12 protein-coding genes are annotated in these 17,938 nt (G+C 73.4%); 1 reads left to right on the forward strand and 11 read right to left on the reverse strand.

The window, feature by feature from the left end:
* Positions 1–39: 39 nt before the first annotated feature.
* From AC07FT_RS18000 to AC07FT_RS18030, 7 genes are all read right to left on the reverse strand, one after another.
* Positions 40–1,098: an FkbM family methyltransferase gene (locus AC07FT_RS18000; RefSeq protein ID WP_479177039.1), complete on the reverse strand. Its 1,059-nt coding sequence runs from the start codon at positions 1,096–1,098 to the stop codon at positions 40–42.
* Complete coding sequence (locus AC07FT_RS18005; RefSeq protein ID WP_479177040.1) at positions 1,071–2,921, reverse strand: stealth family protein; 1,851 nt, start codon at positions 2,919–2,921, stop codon at positions 1,071–1,073. The genes AC07FT_RS18000 and AC07FT_RS18005 overlap by 28 nt, the downstream gene beginning before the upstream one ends.
* Before the next feature lie 47 nt (positions 2,922–2,968).
* Positions 2,969–5,269, reverse strand: coding sequence for a bifunctional glycosyltransferase/CDP-glycerol:glycerophosphate glycerophosphotransferase (locus tag AC07FT_RS18010; RefSeq protein WP_479177041.1), 2,301 nt, complete (start codon positions 5,267–5,269; stop codon positions 2,969–2,971).
* Positions 5,270–5,452: 183 nt separating this feature from the next.
* A complete protein-coding gene (tgmC, locus tag AC07FT_RS18015; protein WP_479177042.1) occupies positions 5,453–6,622 on the reverse strand; it encodes an ATP-grasp peptide maturase system methyltransferase in 1,170 nt (389 codons plus the stop codon).
* Complete coding sequence (locus AC07FT_RS18020) at positions 6,619–7,413, reverse strand: MvdC/MvdD family ATP grasp protein (RefSeq protein ID WP_479177043.1); 795 nt, start codon at positions 7,411–7,413, stop codon at positions 6,619–6,621. The genes tgmC and AC07FT_RS18020 overlap by 4 nt, the downstream gene beginning before the upstream one ends.
* Positions 7,414–7,684: 271 nt before the next feature.
* On the reverse strand, positions 7,685–7,951 hold the full coding sequence (locus tag AC07FT_RS18025; RefSeq protein ID WP_479177201.1) for a DUF397 domain-containing protein: 267 nt from the start codon (positions 7,949–7,951) through the stop codon (positions 7,685–7,687).
* Positions 7,845–8,765 (reverse strand): helix-turn-helix domain-containing protein, encoded by a 921-nt coding sequence (locus AC07FT_RS18030; protein ID WP_479177044.1) that lies wholly within the window; start codon positions 8,763–8,765, stop codon positions 7,845–7,847. Before AC07FT_RS18030 ends, AC07FT_RS18025 begins: the two co-directional genes overlap by 107 nt.
* 168 nt (positions 8,766–8,933) lie before the next feature.
* Here AC07FT_RS18030 and AC07FT_RS18035 point away from each other — a divergent pair, with 168 nt between their 5' ends.
* Complete coding sequence (locus AC07FT_RS18035) at positions 8,934–9,398, forward strand: ATP-binding protein (RefSeq protein ID WP_479177045.1); 465 nt, start codon at positions 8,934–8,936, stop codon at positions 9,396–9,398.
* A 68-nt stretch (positions 9,399–9,466) separates the two neighbouring features.
* Here AC07FT_RS18035 and AC07FT_RS18040 read toward each other — a convergent pair whose 3' ends face one another.
* The 4 genes from AC07FT_RS18040 to AC07FT_RS18055 all read right to left on the reverse strand — a co-directional run bounded on the left by AC07FT_RS18040 (position 9,467) and on the right by AC07FT_RS18055 (position 17,773).
* Positions 9,467–10,348, reverse strand: a complete 882-nt coding sequence (locus AC07FT_RS18040; RefSeq protein ID WP_479177046.1) for a carbohydrate ABC transporter permease — start codon at positions 10,346–10,348, stop codon at positions 9,467–9,469.
* Positions 10,345–11,718 carry a carbohydrate ABC transporter permease gene (locus tag AC07FT_RS18045; protein WP_479177047.1) on the reverse strand — a complete coding sequence of 458 codons (1,374 nt, stop codon included), beginning with the start codon at positions 11,716–11,718 and terminating at the stop codon, positions 10,345–10,347. Before AC07FT_RS18045 ends, AC07FT_RS18040 begins: the two co-directional genes overlap by 4 nt.
* A gap of 24 nt (positions 11,719–11,742) precedes the next feature.
* Positions 11,743–13,098 carry an ABC transporter substrate-binding protein gene (locus tag AC07FT_RS18050; RefSeq protein ID WP_479177048.1) on the reverse strand — a complete coding sequence of 452 codons (1,356 nt, stop codon included), beginning with the start codon at positions 13,096–13,098 and terminating at the stop codon, positions 11,743–11,745.
* 208 nt (positions 13,099–13,306) lie between these two features.
* Complete coding sequence (locus AC07FT_RS18055) at positions 13,307–17,773, reverse strand: FHA domain-containing protein (RefSeq protein ID WP_479177049.1); 4,467 nt, start codon at positions 17,771–17,773, stop codon at positions 13,307–13,309.
* Between the last annotated feature and the right edge of the window lie 165 nt (positions 17,774–17,938).

Here is a 17,938-nt window from a genome sequence, read left to right on the forward strand (position 1 = left end):
GGAGGGCCGGTCACCGGAGAGAGGCCATCGGAGGGTCGGTCACCGGGTGGAGGTCGGCACCTCCCCGCCGCGGCGGCGGCCCGGCACCGTGAACCCGGACCGGCCCGGCACCGCACCCGGGCCCAGCGCCCGCCGGGCGACGGCCGCCGCGCCCGCCAGCAGCGCGGAGCGCGGGGCGCGGGGGCGGTAGGGAGCGTTCCAGCCGTAGGGGAACGACGCCTTGTCCGGGGTGAGCAGATTGGTGGTCTCGTCACAGGCCAGGATCGCGATCAGCCACTGCCGCACCGCCCGGTGGAAGTCCGGCGCCAAGGGGCGCGGGGCCAGCAGCCAGTCACGGCACTGGGCGCTCACCGCGGGCCGGTAGGTCGTCTCGTCGTGGCGGTGCCAGGGGGCGTCCGGGGTGATCGGGTACAGCCCGTAGTCCATGGCGGTCAGCGGCGCCAGCGCCGTGCGCAGCGCGTCGTGGTCGGCGCTCGGCAGCAACTCGCAGACGATCCACGGCCGGTGGCGGCGGACCGTGGACAGCGACCCCTCCAGCACCGCCGCCTCGAAGGTCTCCACATCGACCTTGATCAGGTGCGGGCTGAGCCCGCGCTCCTCGGTGAACGCGTCGACCGTGGTGACCGGCACCGACACCGAGGCGCTGTGCTTGCGGTGTGCCGGGTTGAGCGAGTTGGACGACTCCGACTTCTGCGAGAAGTACAGCTCGGCGGTGCCCGGCTCCCGGGAGAGCGCGGTCTGCTGCACCTCGAACCCCAGCCGGTTGCACTCCCGGATCCGCCGGCACAGCGCCGCGGTCTGGGGGGTCGGCTCGAAGGCGACGGTCCGCGGCCCGTCCTTTCCGTAGACCGCGCTGATCAGGGCCGAGTACAGCCCGATATGGGCGCCGATGTCGTACACCGCGCCGCCCGGGGGCGTCCGCTGGGCCAGCGCCAGCAAGGTGGCCTGGGTGGTGGGCTCGTAGCCCGCCAGACCGGCGCGCCGCAACTGGCGCTGCACCGCGGTCTGTTTACGGCTGAGCACATTGAGCGCCCGGGGGTAGGGGCCGCTGGTCCGGAGGACCTGAGGATTCAGCGGGAGAGTGATGGCGAGGGGCATGACCGGCGGGTCTCCTGTCGGGACGGGGCCCGCTCCAGCGGGCTGGGGACGGGGAAGTAGGCGTCGAGGAAGGGGCCGAGGACGGCCAGCTGGTCCGCGAGGTCGTGCTCGGAGGAGACCGTGTCGTTCAGGCAGAACGCCTGGCAGTGGCGTGACCGCAGCAGTCTGGCCAGCCGGGAGCGGATGGCGGGCTGGGCGAGGTCGAAGTAGTCGTAGCGCAGTGAGGAGGGCACCGCCCGGCCGGTCAGGAACGCGTAGTAGTGGTGGAGCGAGGACGGTACGGAGACGTCCGAGGGCGAACGGACCCGGTTGGCCATGGTGGTCCGGACCTCCTCGGGGAACTCCCGCTCGATCTCGGTGAGCACACTGCGCCGCACGGCGTGCGGGGTGTGCTTCATCTTCTGGGTGACGGTCGCGCCGAACCGGCTCTCCAGCAGCGCCCGGTTGTTCTTCCCCGCCGCCGACACCGGGACGTCGTCGGCGTCCAGCGGCGCCAGCGGGATCAGCGCCCGGGAGGGGAAGAACTTGGACACCCCGTTGGCCAGGAAGAAGTCCTGCGGGGTGACCGGGGAGCCGAGGAAGACGTCGTCGTTGAAGTAGAGGAAGTGCTCGGCCAGCCCGTCGATGTGGTGCAGCCGGGTCTCGATGGCGTGGGAGTTGAAGGTCGGCAGCGCGTCCGGGTCGTCGAAGATGTCCTGGTGGTCCACGACGGTGAGGCCCGGGTGGGAGAGCGCGAGCCAGTCCGGGACCTGGCGGTCCGTCACGATGTAGATATGGCGCACCCAGGGGGCGTAGAGGTAGAGCGAGCGCAGTGAGTAGCGCAGCTCGTCGCGGTTGGCGTAGCGGGCGGTGTTGGCGGACTGCGCGTGGTAGCCCTCGCCCGCCGCGGCGGCACGGCGCCGCTGCCACAGCGGATCCGCGCCGTCGACCCAGGTGTAGACGACGTCGACGGGGAAGCGCACTTCGTCCGGCAGCCGGGTCAGGAACTCCGGCCGGGTGCGCACCAGCGGGCCCGGCCGCCAGCCGTCGGCCGGGGCGAGCCGGGTGAACAGATGGCCGGGCGCCCGTACCGGTGCGCCGGCCAGGGGCACCGACGCGGTGGTGCGGTTGAACCGCGGCGCGAGCAGCTGCGGTGCGCCGTCCTGTCCGGACGGCTCCCAGAACTCGATGTCGCAGCCGTGCGCGGGGCCCAGCACCAGCCGCTCACCGGCTCGTCCGCCATCGGCGTGGTAGCGGGTGAACCGGATGACGGGGGCGTCCTTCAGTCGTCGCCAGGCGGCGGCGGAGGCGCCCAGCCGCGGCGGGGTGGCCGGGTGCCGGGGGCGCGCGGGCCGGGAGACGTACCCCGCCTCGCGGGCACAGAGCGCGGCGAGCGCCGCGACCACCCGGTCCCGCTGGTCGGCCCGTACGCCCACCGCCGAGGCCAGGTTGGAGTGGCAGCGGACGACGAAGTGGTCCAGCTCGGCGCGGTCCAGGGCTTCGCACACCAGCCGCAGGTTCTCGGCGCGGGCGGACAGCGGGGTGGGCGCGGGCGCCACGGTCGCCACCCGGGTGCCCCGCCGGTCGGCGATCACGATCCGTTCGGGGGCGCCCAACAGACCGGCGCGCAGCAGCCGTCGGCGCGCCCGCCGCAGCCGCAGCGCGCCGGAGACCGCCGACGCGCCGCCGAGACCCCGCATGGCCGCGCGGCGCAGCCCGGCGCCGGTCACGGCGACGACCGCGCGGCGGACCGGCATGGGGACCGCGCGCCGGTAGCCGCGCACCAGCGGCGGCGGTTCGGCGAGCCAGGGGCGGGGACGGGCGGGCGGTGCGGTGAGGGGCATCGTGCGTCCTGGGTCGGGTCCTGGGTCGGGCGGCCGGGGGCGGGTCTCTAGTGGGGGCGGCTCCGGTGGCGCGGCGCGGCGGCCGCGGCGGACGCTCCCGCCGGGGAGGCGTCGGCCGGGGTCAGACCGGTGACCACCGCGTCGCCGCGGCGGGCGGCCGGCGCGGGGCGCCGCTCGGCCAGCGGCACCACGGGCGGCAGGAGTTCGGCGCGCTGGCCCAGGAAGACCCGGCGCACCACGCGTTCGGCCGCCCGGCCGTCGTCGTACGGGCAGAACCGGGCCCGGAAGGCGGCGCGCAGCGCGGTGGCCCGCGTGCCGTACCAGGCGTCCGTGGCGAACAGGGCGATCAGCTCGCTCTCGGTGCGGGAGACCGGGCCGGGCGGATGGGCGGTGATGTCGAAGTAGGTGCCGCGGGTGGCGCGGTAGGCGTCCCAGTCGTCGGCGTGGATGACGATCGGGCGGTCGAGGTTGGCGTAGTCGAACATGATCGACGAGTAGTCGGTGATCAGCGCGTCGGCGGCCAGGCACAGTTCCTCGACGCTGGTGTGCGCCGAGACGTCGATGACCCGGCCGGTGCCGCGCGGCCGGGGCCCGTGCCCGTAGAAGTAGTGCGGCCGGACCAGGAAGGTGAAGCCGGGACCCAGCGTCCGGGCCACCCGCTCCAGGTCCAGCCGGGGTACGAAGCCGCGCTGGTAGTCGCGGTGGGTGGGCGCGTACAGCACGGCGGTGCTGTCCGCCGGGATGCCCAGCCGCTCCCGCAGCCGGGCCACGTCCCCGGCGCCGGCCCGCTGGAAGACGTCATTGCGCGGGGAGCCGTAGGCGAGCGTGGTGTAGCCGGAAGGGTAGACCCGCTCCCAGGTCAGGGTGGTGTGGCGGTTGGCGGAGAGGCTGTAGTCCCAGCGGTCCACCCGCTGAAGCAGCTCGCCGAAGTCCATCCCGCGCGCGGCGGCCGGACGGTCCAGCAGATCCAGCCCCATGTGCTTGAGAGGGGTGCCGTGGTGGGTCTGGAGGTGCACCTGACCGGGCCGCTTCCGCATCCGGGGCGTGAAGTTGACGTTGTTGACCAGGAAGCGGGCGCGGGCCAGCGCCGTCCAGTACGCGGCTGAGCCGGGCTGGATCCGGCGCACCCCGGGCGGCAGGGTGTGCGCGTACTCGGCGGTGGTGATCCAGGCGGTGCGCACCCCCGGTGCCAGTTCGCGCACCGTGGTCTCGATCGCCGCCGGGTTGCAGGCGTAGCCCCGGTGCCAGTACGCGGCGAACACCGCGAGCCCGGGGTCGACGGGGCGGCACAGCTGGACGCGGTAGTGCAGCCACAGCGCGGCGGTGCGCAGCCGCGTGTACACCACCGGGGCCAGGGTCATCGCGCCCCGTCGCACCCGGTCGGCACCGCGCAGGAACTGGAACACCCGCCGTGCGCCCAGCCGCAGCAGCAGACAGCGCCACCAGGCGCGGCCGGGCGGGGTGGTGGCGTCGGCGGGCCGGTAGCGGCGGTGGTGGGCGCCCGCCCGCCGGAAGAACTCGGCGCGGGCCCCGGCCGGGAGCCGCCCCGGCGCGGTGAAGACCGCCGCGAAGTGGTCCACCATCCGCTGGAACAGCGCCGGGCGCCAGTGGGCCAGCTCCGGCCGTCCGTCCAGGAACCGGAACACCCGCTCGTACTGGTCGAACACATCCAGGTGGCGGCGGCTGGTGGTGCGCAGGATCCCGCCCCGCCGCCGCTGCCGGTAGCGCACGCACACCCGGTCCAGCACCGCGACGGACTCCGCGGACAGCAGGACGGGGAAGGTCCAGGGGGTGTCCTCGTAGAAGCCGGCGGGGAAGGCGAACCCCTCGGCGCGGATGAAGTCCCGGCGGTACGCCTTGTTCCACGCCACCATCAGCAGCCCCAGCAGTTCGGGCCGCTGGTCCAGGGTGAACACCTCCGGCCCGCTCTGGCGCAGCAGCTCGGCCCGGACGTTCCGGGTGGCCCGGCCGGTCCAGTCCACCCGTGTGTAGTCGTAGACCAGCACCTGCGGGTCGCCGGTGCGCTCCAGCCGGTCGGCGACGGCGCGCAGGGCGCCGGGGGCCAGGGTGTCATCGCCGTCGAGGAAGACCAGGTAGTCGCCGGTGGCCCGGCGGATCCCGGCGTTACGGGCCCGGCCGAGCCCGGTGTTCTCCCCGAGGTGCACCGGACGGACCCGGGGATCGCGCGCCGCGGCCTCGTCGATGATGGCGCCGCACGCGTCGGGGGAGTGGTCGTCGACGGCGATCAGCTCGAGGTCCGCGAAATCCTGGTCCAGCACGGAGCGCAGACAGTCGTGGAGATATGCCTGCACCTCGTATGCGGGCACGATGACGCTGAACCGGGGCACGGGGCATCCCATCGGTCGACGCGGTGCGAACGGTTTCTCACACCATCATCTGAACGTCGGCCCAGGGGCCGGGCAGCGTGGCGGAGGAGCGCCCAAAGTGACCCCGTTCGGCCCAATGCCTTCGCACTGGTGGATCCAGGACGCGGGGACCGGCCGCGGATGCGGCGTACGGGTATCCCCGGCCTATCGCAGGGAGTGCTGCCAGCGCAGTGCCGGGTTGTCGCCGATCCCGTACGTGTGGGCCGTGGCGGTGATGTGGAGGCGTACGGCGGTGATGTCGGGGCTTCCCGCGTCGCGCCATGCCGTGAGCGACCGCTCGATGTCGTCCCACAGAGCGACGGGGCCGCCCTGCCGGACGGTCCAGTCCTCGCCGTCGGAGGTGAATGCGGCGAAGGACTCGCGTTCCGGATCGAATACGAAGAGGAGCTGGGCGCCGTCGCTCGTCGCGGCGCGGACGAATTGTGCGCCCGGGGCGGCGAGCTGGGCGAGGAAGGCGGGCATCCACTCCTCCAGGAGGAGGGGCGGCACCTTCGTCCGCCGCTCACTGTCGGCATAGGCGGTGCGCGCGGACAGGTCACCCGACACGGGCACCGTGGCCTGGGACCGTGCCTGCATGAACGAACTGCGGCCGATGATGCGGCCCTCGGCGGTGCCGTCCTCGCCGACGGTGACCTTCGCGAGGCCGGTGCCGTAGGACCAGGTACCGCCGACGGTGGCCAGGACGATCCCGCCGGGCCTGGTCTGCCTGATCCAGGCGTAGGGGATGCGGCGGACGGCACAGGTCGCGATCACCCGGTCGTAGGGAGCGCGGCGCGGGTGTCCGAGCAGCCCGTCGCCGGCCACGGTCCAGGTCGAGAACCCGGCTGATTCCAGAGCGGCGTCCGCACGGGCCGCCACCTGCGGGTCCACCTCGACGGTCGTGACGTTGTCCTCGCCGAGGCGGTGGCACATCAGCGCGGAGGAGTAGCCGGTGCCCGTGCCGATCTCCAGTACGCGGTGTCCGTCCTCCGCGTCCAGGTGCTCGATCATGTCGACGACGGTGACCGGCGTGGTCGACGACGAGGTGGGCGAGCCCACCACGGGGTCACTGGCCCGGTCGGCGGTCAGATGTCCGTCGATCTGGGTGGTCAGGGACTGGTCGCTGTACGCGATCCGCGCCCAGTCCACCGGGTCGGCCCCTGCCGCGGTGACCGGTTGCCACCGACCGCCGTCCACGGGCAGGAAGACGCCGGGGCGCAGGAACAGCTCACGCGGTACGGCCTCCACCGCGGCTCGCCACTGGGGCGTCCTGAGCACGCCGGCCTTCTCCAGCCCGTCGGCGAGGGCACGCCGCTCGGGCGCGGTGTCGGTCATCGGGTCTCTCCTCGTGTCAGCAGGTCGGCGAATGCGGCGGACATTTCCAGTCCGGTGTTCTCCTCCAGCCACCCCCATTGGCCGTTCGGATTCAGCTCCAGCCACCAGTAGTCACCCGCCCGGTCGATGGCGAGGTCGAAGCTGCCGGACACCAGCCCGTAGTGGTCCAGGTAGGCGAGAAGTGCTGTGTCCAGGCGGTCGGGCAGGTCTACCACGGTGTAGGAGAGGGCCGAGTAGTCCTTGCGCCAGTCCAGGAGTCCGGAGTCGATCCTCACGGCGAACACCTGTCGGCCGATTACCAGGACCCGCACGTCGGCGACCTTGTCCACGCGAGCCTGGAACAGGTGCGGTGTCACCCGCACACCGTCGTCGATCTCGGCAGCCGTGACCGGCTCCGCCCACCCGGTCAGCGGAACGCCGTCTCGCTCGTACGGGGTCCAGCGCAGGGTCTTGTAGATCACCTGACCGTGGGCGGTGATGAACTCGCGGGCCTCCCCGGGGTCGTTCGTCACGAGCGTGGGCGGCACGGTGAGACCGAGCCGCTGGGCGACGGCGAGTTGCGTGGGCTTGTAGTCGGCGGCGGTGTTGCGGAGGGGGTGGTTGACCCACAGCAGACCGTCGAGGGCGTAGAGGGTACCGCCGAGCCCGTAGCGGACCTGCGCGGCCGCGAACCGCGCGTCGTCGGCGATCACCGTGAAGTCCGTGGTGAGGCGGGTCCGGACGTGGATCACACCGGAGGTCGGAGCTCCGGCGTCGGCGCGCGTGGGCGCGTTAGACTGCGGGTCAGCCATCGGGAAGTCGTCTCTTCCTGATCGGTCAGGCCCTCGATCGGGATTGCCGTCCCGGCCGGGGGCCGTTGTCTGTTTGCGGTTGTTGCGGTGAACGTAACGACCGATGTGCGCCGCCCGCAAGCCGGTCACTCGTACGAGTGACCGGTAGGGAGGGTGGGTGGGCGGGTAGTTCTTTATCCCGGTTCTCTGGGGGAGTTCGTGGCCCGCCGGGCCCCAGTAGGCGGGGGTCCGGCGGGGCGGGAAGACCGATGGCGACCGGTTCCCGGCCGACTCAGAGACGGTTGTCGGTCTTCAAGTCGCTGACGAAGGCAGCCCAGGACTCTTCCGGGAAGACCAGCACCGGGCCGTGGGGGTTCTTGCTGTCACGGACGGGGATGATCCTGCCCATGCCGCCCACCTCGACGCAGTCGCCGCCCGCCTGATTGCTGTAACTACTCTTGCGCCACACGGCGGTGTCCAGGTCCAGGCCCGCCGCCTCGACGCAGTTGCCACCCGCCTGATTGCTGTAACTGCTCTTGCGCCAAGCGGCGCCGTTCAGATCTGGATGGGACACTCGCTCCACGGTGGTTGCCCTCCATCACGGATCGGATCATGTCGAGCGACATGAGCGGGGGCAGAGAGACCGCCCGAAGCCGATCGTAGGTCACCGCATAACGCTTCACATCCGTCGGTTCCTCGACGAGTTGACCGAAGTCGGCACCCTCCTTGTAGGCGACTTCGTTGCCATCCGGCAGTGTCAGCAAAGTGAGGGACCCGCCCATCGCCTCATGCCCGCCCTGGTCGAACGGCAGCACCTGCACGGTGATACCAGGTTCGGCGGCTGCCTCCAGCAAACGGCCCCATTGGGCCCGCATCACGGTGCGGCCATCGATCGGGCGCCGTAACACCGCCTCGTCCAGGACCACCCATAACTCTGGCCGGTCCGGTGAGCGCAGCCGCTCCTGTCGTCCGAGGCGGGCGGCGACGCGCTCCTCCAACTGCTGCTCGCCGCTGAGCTCGGGATCGAGGCTGAGCACGGCTCGCGCGTAGTCCTCGGTCTGTAAAAGACCGGGGACCACCTGCGCGGCGTATTCACGAACGGAAGCCGCCCGCTCCGCGTGCGCCATGAACGCCCGTGACCAGTCCGGGAACGCCTCCCGGTAGACGTACGGCCACATATCGATGAGCAGGCTGTCCGCCCCCAGGACGGTGTCGAGCGCCTGCGCCAGCTCGAACGTGGGCTTCGCCCCTGACGCCCGCTCGATCTGGGTGATCCGGGTGCTGACCACATGCGTCCGTTCGCCCAGCTCGGCCTGGGTCAGCCCGGCGGCCGTGCGGAGTCTGCGGACCCGCGAACCGAAAAGTGCTGCCATCGAGGAGCGAGGATCAACTTCTCTGGCCAAAACATCACTTCCGTTCCTTACGGCCTGAAAGGTAAGGCGTCGTGGCCTTTCGAGCGTAGACCCGCGACCCGATGCTTGTGCACGGAACGTCACGACCCGCCCACGCTGCGAGTCGTACAGGCAATCGATCGGACGGAAATGGACAACACCGTGCTGAAGCCGACCACCGCGCCGGGCTCCGAGCCGGAGCCCGAACTGCGGGAACTCACCCAGCGGTTCCCCGCCACGCCGCGCGGAGCCCGCGTCGCCCGGCGATGTGCCGTGCGGCGTCTGGAGGAGTGGGGTCATCCGCCCGCGTCGGACACGTCCTGCACGGTGGCCCTGCTGGTGGCGGAGCTGGCCTCCAACGCCGTACGCCATGGCCGCTTACCCGGACGGGATTTCCGGCTCCGCCTCGTCCGCGAAACCTCGGCCGCGCGGACGATCCGTATCGAGGTCTCGGACTCCCGCGAGGATCGCCTCCCGGGCATTCCGCCGACGTTGACGCCCGATGACGAGTCGGGCCGTGGGCTGCTCCTGGTGGACGCGCTGGCCACCCGCTGGGGCACGACTCCTCGCAGCCCGGTCGGCAAGATGGTGTGGGCGGAGTGCGCGGTGATGTGAGCCGGGAGTGGTGCGGCCCGGCGCCCTCCCATGAGGGGCGCCGGGCCAAGGAGGGAGCCAGAGGGGGGCTATTTCACCGCGCCCGCCATCACACCCGCCACGAACTGCCGCTGGAAGGCGAAGAAGACCGCCAGCGGGATCACCATCGAGACGAAGGCGCCGGGGCCGAGGATGTCGATGTTGTTGCCGAACTGGCGGACCTGCTGCTGGAGGGCCACCGTGATCGGTGGGTTGCCGCTGTCGGCGAAGATCAGGGCCACCAGCATGTCGTTCCAGACCCACAGGAACTGGAAGATGCCGAGCGAGGCGATGGCCGGGGCGCCCAGGGGCATTACGACCCGCAGGAACAGCCGCAGCTCCCCGGCGCCGTCCAGCCGCGCCGCCTCCAGCAGCTCACGGGGGATCTCCGCGAAGAAGTTGCGCAGCAGGAAGATGGCGAACGGCAGACCGAAGGCGGTGTGGAAGAGCACCACGCCCGTCGTGGTCTGGAAGAGGCCGACCTCGCCGAAGAGCTTGGCCACCGGGATCAGGGCGACCTGCACCGGGACCACCAGCAGACCGACCACCAGCAGGAACCACCAGTCGCGGCCGGGGAAGTCCATCCAGGCGAAGGCGTAGCCGGCCAGTGCCCCGATCATCACCACCAGCAGGGTGGCCGGAACGGTGATCGCCAGGGTGGTCCACAGCGAGTCGGTGATCTGCTGGTTGCTCAGCAGCTCGTCGTAGCCGCTGAAGGTGAGCTGTCCGGGGTCGGAGAAGACCTTCCACCATCCGGAGAGGTCCACGTCCGCCGGGTCGCGGAGGGAGGACAGCAGCAGCCCCGCGGTGGGCATCAGCCAGAACAGGCCGATCAGCACCAGGGCGACCCGGGTCACCCCGCCACCAGCACCCGCCGCGATCCGCGCCACGAGGGACCGCTTCGTACGTACGACCGTGTCCGCGCTGGTCATCGGCGGCTCTCCCTTCGGATGCGGCGGATGTTGAAGAACATGACGGGGAGCACCAGGAGCAGCAGGAGCACCGCGATGGCACTGCCGAGGCCCTGGTTGACATCCGTTCCGAAGGACGACTGGAACAGCTGGAGCGCCAGTACGTTGGCGTCGTCCTGCGAGGGACCGGGGGCGATGATGTAGACCAGGTCGAAGATCTTCATCACGTTGATCATCAGCGTCACGACCACGACCGACAGCACCGGTGCCAGCAGCGGCACGGTGATCCGCCGGAACACCTGCCATTCGCTGGCGCCGTCCATCCGCGCGGCCTCCATCAGCTCACGTGGCACCCCGGCGAGCCCCGCCGCGATCAGCACCATCGCGAAGCCCGCCCAGATCCAGACGTAGGAGCCGATGATGGCGGGGGTGACGAAGGACGGGCCCAGCCAGTCCACCCCGTTGTACGGCTCGGAGAAGTTCCACGCGGGAAGCCGCAGTCGGGCCCCCTCGGCCGCGGCCGGGAGCCGGTACGTCCCGTCGGCCGCCGTGGTCGTCTCCGCGACCACCTTGCCGTCCTTGACCGCCTCGATCTTCAGGTCGGCCATGGCCTTCTCGCCCTTGTCGATGACGCCCCGCTCACCGAGGCCGCCACGGGTGAAGTCGAACCAGACGGTGCCGGTGACCTTCCCCGCCTCGGGCTCGGCGCGCGCGGCCGTCCGCGCTCCGCTGATGTCGTCCCGCTTCGCGGCCACCAGCGGGATCGACGCCGGGGAACCCGCCTTCGCGGTGGTCTCGGTGGTGTACGCCCCGCCCGGGGACGCGGTCAGTCCGGCGTCCGGACGCGGATGGGCGCCGGGGAAGGGCGGCGACTCGGTGAACGAGTCGTGCACGCTCACCCACATGGCGTTGGCCACGCCCTTGTCCGGGTCCTGTTCGTAGACCAGCCGGAAGATGATGCCCGCCGCCAGCATCGAGATCGCCATCGGCATGAAGACGATCAGCTTGAAGGCGGTCGCCCAGCGGATCCGCTCGGTGAGCACGGCGAAGATCAGGCCGAGGGCGGTGGAGACGGTGGGGGCCAGGATCAGCCAGATGATGTTGTTCTTGATCGCCGTCTTGGTGGCGTCGTCGGAGAACATCTCCTGGTAGTTGTCCAGTCCGACGAATCCGTCGCCGCTCGCGTCGAAGAAGCTGCGGTGGACGGAGTAGCCGATCGGATAGACGACGAGCGCGCCCAGCAGGGCCAGCGCGGGCAGCAGGAACACCGCGGCCAGCCACGGCCGGGTGCCCAGGACGCCCTTCTTCCTTTTCCGGTCGGGTGCTTCAGCCGGTGGTACGGACGGTGCCCGGCCAGGCGTGGCCGCGCCGTCCGGTGTCGCGGTCGACATGATGGGGATCTCCCGGTCGGGTCGTCAGTTCTGGTACGCCTTGGCCGCGTCGGCCTCCAGCCGGCGCTGGATGCCTTTGACGTTCCTCGGGTTCTTGAGGAAGTCCTGGAGCGCCTTCCACTCGCCCTGGGCCGGTTTGCCGCCGAAGGAGGCCGGTGCCTGGTCGGACATGTCGAACCGGAAGTCATTCCCCGCCGCGATCAGCGCCTTGGCGATACCGCGCAGCGGCGCGTTGGGGTAGGCGCGGAGGTCGAGGGACTTGTTCGCCGAGATGAAACCGCCCGAACGGGCCCAGATATGTGCCGCGTCGGGCGAGGCGAGGAAGGTCAGCAGCGCCTGCGCCGCCCTGCTCCGCTTCAGCGCCACGGCCGCGTCGCCACCGGTGACCACCGGGGGTTTGTCGCCCACCGCCGGGAACGGGAACACCTTGGCGTCCTCGCCGAGCTCGGCGCCCGCGTCGGCCACGTTCGCCGCGACGAAGTCGCCCTCGAAGACCATGCCCGCCTCCGGCTCCGCGGCGTCGGCGAAGGTCTTGGAGACCGAGTCCGGGAACGCGGTGTGCAGCGCGCCGTCCCTGCCGCCCGCCAGCAGCCCCCTGGTGCCCCACAGCTCGGCCAGGGTGGTCAGCGCCTCGGTGACGGACGGATCGGTCCACTTGATCTTGTGCTGTGCGAGCTGGTCGTACTTCTGCGGACCCGCCTGGGAGAGGTAGACGTTCTCGAACCAGTCGGTGAGCGTCCAGCCGTCCTGGCCGCCGACGGAGATCGCGTCGGTGCCGGAGTCGGAGACCAGCTGGGCCTGGGCGAGGAAGTCCTTCCAGGTCTTCGGCTCCTTCGCGCCCGCGTAGTCGAAGGCGGAGGTGTTGTACCAGACCAGGGACTTGTTGCTGGCCTTGAAGTACACCCCGTACTGGGTGCCCTTCCAGGCCCCCAGATCGCGCCAGCCCTTCGCGAAGTTCTTCCTCAGCTGCGCGGTGGTGGCGGCGTCGACCGGTTTGGCCCAGCCCTTCTGGGCGAACTCGCGGACCACTCCGACCTGCCCCACCATCGCCACATCGGGCGGCGCGCCACCGGCGATCTTCGAGCCGACGAACGCCGACATGTCGTCGCCGCTGGGCACGAAGGAGACCTCGGCGCCGGTGCGCCTCTCGAACTCCTCCAGGACCTTGGTGAAGTTCTCCTGCTCGGTCCCCGTCCAGACCGCGGTCACCTGGAGCTTCTGACCCTTGAGGCTGGGCAGCTTCACGGTGACCGGCGGCGGACTGCCCGACGCGTCCTCGTCGTCACCGCCGCAGCCCGCGGCGGTGAGCGTCAGCGCTCCCACCGTCAGCAGGGCCAGCGCGGCCCGGGTGGAACGCCTCTTACGAAGCGAATCGCGCATCCCCGTGTTCCCTCCGATGGCCGACCGCCCCCGCGCGGCCGTGTCCCGTGCGTCAGTCGTACGCCCCGTGACCGAACGTCGCAATACCGCATTCGGGGCCAATTCGCCGATCGTGACCTGGACGTGATGAACAGTCAGGAGGGGATGGGACAGGCGGGTCAGAAGGGAGGGTGGGAAGACCGACCGGGAAGCCGGGCAGGCCGGCCGGTCAGATCAGCGCGGGCGCGGTGGAGGCGTCCGCCGACTGCGCGGCCCGCTGGAGCGCGCTGGCCAGCAGCGCCAGGTCCGTCGGCCCGTTGCCGAGTTCGCGCAGCGGGCGGCGGGCCGGCGGATCGCCCATCCGCTCCCATTCGAGCGGCACCACGGTGGGCCGCTGGGTCGCGGTCCGCGGTATCCGCCCGGTCACCCGCCCCGCCTGGAACGGGATCACCGCGCCGTCCCCGGGACCGTCTCCGGGGCCGGGGCCGAACAGCCGCCCCCGGCCGGGGGTCTGCTCCTCCGACGAGGACGACGAGGACGACGAGGACGGCGGGGGCGACGGGGTGGCGGGGGCTCCGGGGCCGGGCCGGGTCTCCAGGGTGACCCGGAGCCCGGCCCGCCCGACGGCCGCGGTCTCCGCCGTACGCTCCGGGCGTCCGGAGGCCGCGACCAGATGCACGCCGAGCCGCGCCCCGTCCCGCGCCACGGCCTCCAGCGCCCGCACCACCGATCCGGCGGCCGGACGTCCGGGGCTGCCGAGGGCGGGGGCGACGAGTGCGTCGTAGTCGTCCACGAGGACGACGAGCCGGGGCAGCGAGCGCGGTACGCGCGGCTGCCGGGGTGGGTCGGGCTGCGTACGCAGGTTGAGCGTGTGCGGGGTGTCGACGGACGGCGGATCGACATCCCCGGCCACCCGCGGCGCCACCACCCGCGCCCCCTGCTCGGCACCGGCGCCGCCACGGCTCGCGCCGCCGAGGGTGGACCGGGCGGAGGGGTGGTCGGTGGCTGGACCGCCGCCGCGGGGAAGGCCGGTGGCGGGCCCGCCGGGGCGCGCACGGTCAGGACTGCCGGTGGTGCTGCCCGTGGTGGGACGGCCGCCGGGGCTACGTCCACCGGGCTCCGCACCCGCCGGGGTCCTGCCCGTGGTGTGCGCGCCGGGGGCGGGCCTGCCGGGTTCTCCACCGGCGGGTGTCCTGCCGGCGGCGGAGCCGCCGGGGGACGGGCTGCCACCGCGTGAGCGGTCCGGGGCGCCGGTGGGCCGGCCCCCGGGGGTTCGTCCGCGGAGCTCCGCACCACCGGGGGTGGGCCGCCCGGTGCCGGGGGCGTCTGGTTCTCCACCGCCGGGGCGTGGGCGGTCCGGGGTGCCGGTGGTGGGGCCGGTCGTCCTGCTGCTGTCCGTCGCGGGTCGGCCCGGCAAGGGGCTGCCCGTGGCCTGCGCGCCGATGGCCGGGGTGCCCGTGGGCGGTCCGCCCGGCTCCGTGGGGGTCCCGCCGTCCCCAGCGGCGGTGGGGTGGTCGGTGTGCCAGGCGGTGAAGTCCTGGGGGCCCAGCAGCTCCGCGCGGCGCTTGAGCTCCGAGCTGAGCGCCTGCGCGAACTCCCGCATCCGCACCGGGTCGGAGGCCGCCAGGTACGTCGAGACGTGCGGCAGGTCCGTGCACACCCGCAGCCCCTCGGCGCCGCCCGCCGCGCCCCCGCCGGATCCGGCCCCGGCGCCCGCGCCGTCGACCAGGACCAGCTCCAGCCGGTCCGGCCGCTCGGCCGCCGCGAGCGAGGCGGCCAGCGACCGCAGCAGCTCCGTCTTCCCGGTGCCCGCCGCGCCGTCGACCGCCATATGCGGCCCGTCCGCCGCCAGATCGACGGCCAGCGGACCGCGCGGCCCGGCGCCGAGCACGGCCTGTGCCCGGCCGCCCGCCGGGACCTCGTCGGCCGCCGCGGCCCAACGCGCCAGCAGCGACGCGGGGGTGGCGCGGGCCAGCCCCAGTTCGTCCAGCAGCCGTGCCGTGTCCGGCAGCGGGGTGGTCGGCAGACGGCCCGGACCGTCCGTACCCCCCTGTGCGGAAGCCGACGGGCGCAACGGCGCGAGTGCCCGCGCGAACCGCTCGACCCACGCCCCCGATACGGCGTCCACCGTCACGGTCGTCGTGGCCCCGGCCGATTCGAGGGGGTGGTGGAGGTCATCGCGGTGCACGATCTGCAACCCCGTGGCGACGTCCCCGCTCAGCAGCGCGGCCACCGAACAGGCCGCGAAGACCGGGGACTCCGAGCGCGCGGCCTCATAGCTCCGCGACAGCGGTGACGCGGGCGAGGCGGCAGGGGCCTCGGCCAGACACACCACGTGGATTCCGGCGGCCGGGCCACCGGCGGCCAGTTCCACGAGCGTCTCGCGCAGCGAGGCCGGGCCGGGGTCGCCGTCCACGAGCACCACCGTGTACGGCCCGGTGTGGCGGGCCGCGGCGGCGGCCACGGCGGCCGGGGGCGCACCGGCCCACGACGGGCCGAGCGGTCCGTCATCGAGCCGCCGCGCCAACTCGGCGGCGCGCGCCGCCGCCTGTTCGGCGTCGTAGGCGAGCAGCAGCCGGCAGTCCTGCCCGCGCAGCGGGCGCACCTGTGGCAGCCAGCCCAGCCAGGACCATTCCGCGAGCCGTTCGTCGACGGTGCGCGCGCGGTCCGTACTGATCAGCACGATCTCCAGCGCGGAGGGCGAGTGCAGTGCGGAGAGCTGTGCCACCACCGAGCGGGCCAGCCCGGCCAGCCGGGCGCGCGGCCCCGCCAGGCCCAGCGAACCGGTCTGCCGCAGCGAGACGGTGACGGGGGCCGCGGGCAACAGCCCGCCGTCGGCCGCCTGCCGGTCGGCCGAGCCGAGCCGTACGGAGAGCGCGTCCGGGTGGTCCGGGCCGCGCTCCCACAGCCGGGGGCCGGGGCCGAGCGCGGTCATCAGCACGGCGGCGGGATCCGGCCACCGCTGTTGCAGCCCCGCCGCCTCGGCCGCCGCCCGCTCCGCCGCGTCGCGCGCGCCGCCGTCGTCACGACCCGCGGTCCGCTCGCCCTTCCCGGCGGCGAACTGCCGCACCCAGGCCCCTATTCCGCGCCGCCGGGGCTGCGCCCCGGGAACGTCGAAGGCGTACGGACGCGGATGGGCGTGCGTACCGTCCATCCGCCCGCCGGCCGGCCGGGAGCGGCCGGGTTCGCCCGCGCCCCGTCGGCCGGGCTCCCTGCCCGAGCCGCCGTACGCCATGGGATCGCCGTACGGCGCGCCGTCATCCGGGGAACGGCTTTCGGCGCCCGGGCCGCTGGGCCGACCGGAGTCCCACCGCCCGTCCGCACCCGGCCCGCCCGTGCCGCTGCTCGCCGTGGGTCCGCTGTGCCGGTCGTCAGCCCGCCGGCCGCGCTCCCTGCCCGAGCCGCCGTGCGCCGTTGGGTCGTCAGCCCGCCGGCCCGGTGGCCGACCGTGAGCCCCGCCCGTGGGGTCGTAGGGCGCGCCGTCGCCCGGGGTACGGCCATCGGCTCCGGGGCCGTTGGGGTCGCCCGGTCCGCTGCGCCGGTCGTCGGCCCGTCGGCCGTAGGGGGCGCCGTGGTCCCGCTGCGCCTCCCCGCCCGCGCCGGTCCCGAAGCCGCCGCCGCCCGTCGCCCGGGGGCCGTCGGAGCCCGCGCGGGTGGCTGGCGACGGGCTCTCCGTCTCGCCGTGGTCCCAGGCGCCTCCCGGGCGCGCGTGGTCTTCGTCACGTTGGGCGGGGACATCCGCCCCGCGGTGGCTGTGGCGGACGTCACGCGCCCCGCCGTACGCGCCCTGGTCACCGTCCGTCACCGGGACCCTGCCCGCACCGGGATGGTGCCCCGGAGGCGTCCAGGTGCCCTCGGCGGAGTGGGTGGCCCCGCCGGACGGGGCGCCGGTCCAGGGGCCTTCCGCACGGCCGGCCGCGGCGGTGCCCGGGCGGGGCGTGACCCGCAGATGGCCCTCGCCGTCCGGGTGGGCGGGGAGGCGGGGCGGGGCCGCGGGGGCCGTCCCGGGGGTCCGCAGCCGCAACGTGGACTCGCCGATCCGCAGCAGCGCCCCCGGCGTCAGCGGGACCGGATGGGGGCCGACGGAGGCGCCGTCGGCCGCCGTGCCGTTGGTCGAGCCCAGGTCGGCCACGGTCACCCGGCCGTCCTCGGCGACCGTCACGGCGCAGTGCAGCCGGGAGACGTCGGGGTCGTCGAGGGGCACGTCCGCGTCCGCGGAGCGGCCCACGCGGACCTGGCCGCCGTGCAGCAGGTGGACCCCGCCCGCGTCCGGTCCGGCGACCACGTCCAGATGGACGGCGGCCTCGGCGACGGCCGCCTCCGGCAGCCCGGGGAGTCCCGCGTACGCCGGGGAGCGCTCGGGGTCCGCTGGGGCGTGCAGGGACAGCACCGCGCCGTCCACGAGCGGCGGCTCGCCGAGCGCGCAGCGCTGCGGGTCCAGCCGCTCGGTCCCCGCGTACAGCACGACCGCCCCGCCGCCCGTGCCACCACCGCCACCGCCGCTGCCCGCGCCCGCGTCGCTCCCGGCCGCGGCCACCGCGGTGGCCAGCCCGCTCGCCACCGAGGCGAGGGCCGTGCCGACGGGGGCGGTCACGAGCACGTCCACGGCGCACACCGGCGCGTGCGCGGCGGCTGAATGGCCGGAACGGCCCGGGTGGGCGCTGCGCGGCCCGAGGACGGTCAGCCGAATCTGCATCGCCGTCAACGGTCCCTTCTGTCCGGGGGGCCGGGCAGGGGTGCCGATCCCCACCACCGCCCCCAGGCGCTTCGGCACGTACAGGTCCGTACGGGGTCGTACGGGTCACGGAGCGTGAGTCCCCAGCCGCTCGGCGCTTCCGTGCTGCCTGCATCCTCGCACCTG

Source organism: Streptomyces sp. NPDC045899 (assembly GCF_056431485.1).

Coding starts and splice junctions, on each gene's coding strand:
- tgmC (WP_479177042.1), bottom strand. CDS start 6,622: ATGACCGACACCGCGCCCGAGCGGCGTGCCCTCGCCGACGGGCTGGAG.
- AC07FT_RS18020 (WP_479177043.1), bottom strand. CDS start 7,413: ATGGCTGACCCGCAGTCTAACGCGCCCACGCGCGCCGACGCCGGAGCT.
- AC07FT_RS18040 (WP_479177046.1), bottom strand. CDS start 10,348: ATGACCAGCGCGGACACGGTCGTACGTACGAAGCGGTCCCTCGTGGCG.
- AC07FT_RS18035 (WP_479177045.1), top strand. CDS start 8,934: ATGGACAACACCGTGCTGAAGCCGACCACCGCGCCGGGCTCCGAGCCG.
- AC07FT_RS18050 (WP_479177048.1), bottom strand. CDS start 13,098: ATGCGCGATTCGCTTCGTAAGAGGCGTTCCACCCGGGCCGCGCTGGCC.
- AC07FT_RS18030 (WP_479177044.1), bottom strand. CDS start 8,765: ATGGCAGCACTTTTCGGTTCGCGGGTCCGCAGACTCCGCACGGCCGCC.
- AC07FT_RS18055 (WP_479177049.1), bottom strand. CDS start 17,773: ATGCAGATTCGGCTGACCGTCCTCGGGCCGCGCAGCGCCCACCCGGGC.
- AC07FT_RS18005 (WP_479177040.1), bottom strand. CDS start 2,921: ATGCCCCTCACCGCACCGCCCGCCCGTCCCCGCCCCTGGCTCGCCGAA.
- AC07FT_RS18000 (WP_479177039.1), bottom strand. CDS start 1,098: ATGCCCCTCGCCATCACTCTCCCGCTGAATCCTCAGGTCCTCCGGACC.
- AC07FT_RS18045 (WP_479177047.1), bottom strand. CDS start 11,718: ATGTCGACCGCGACACCGGACGGCGCGGCCACGCCTGGCCGGGCACCG.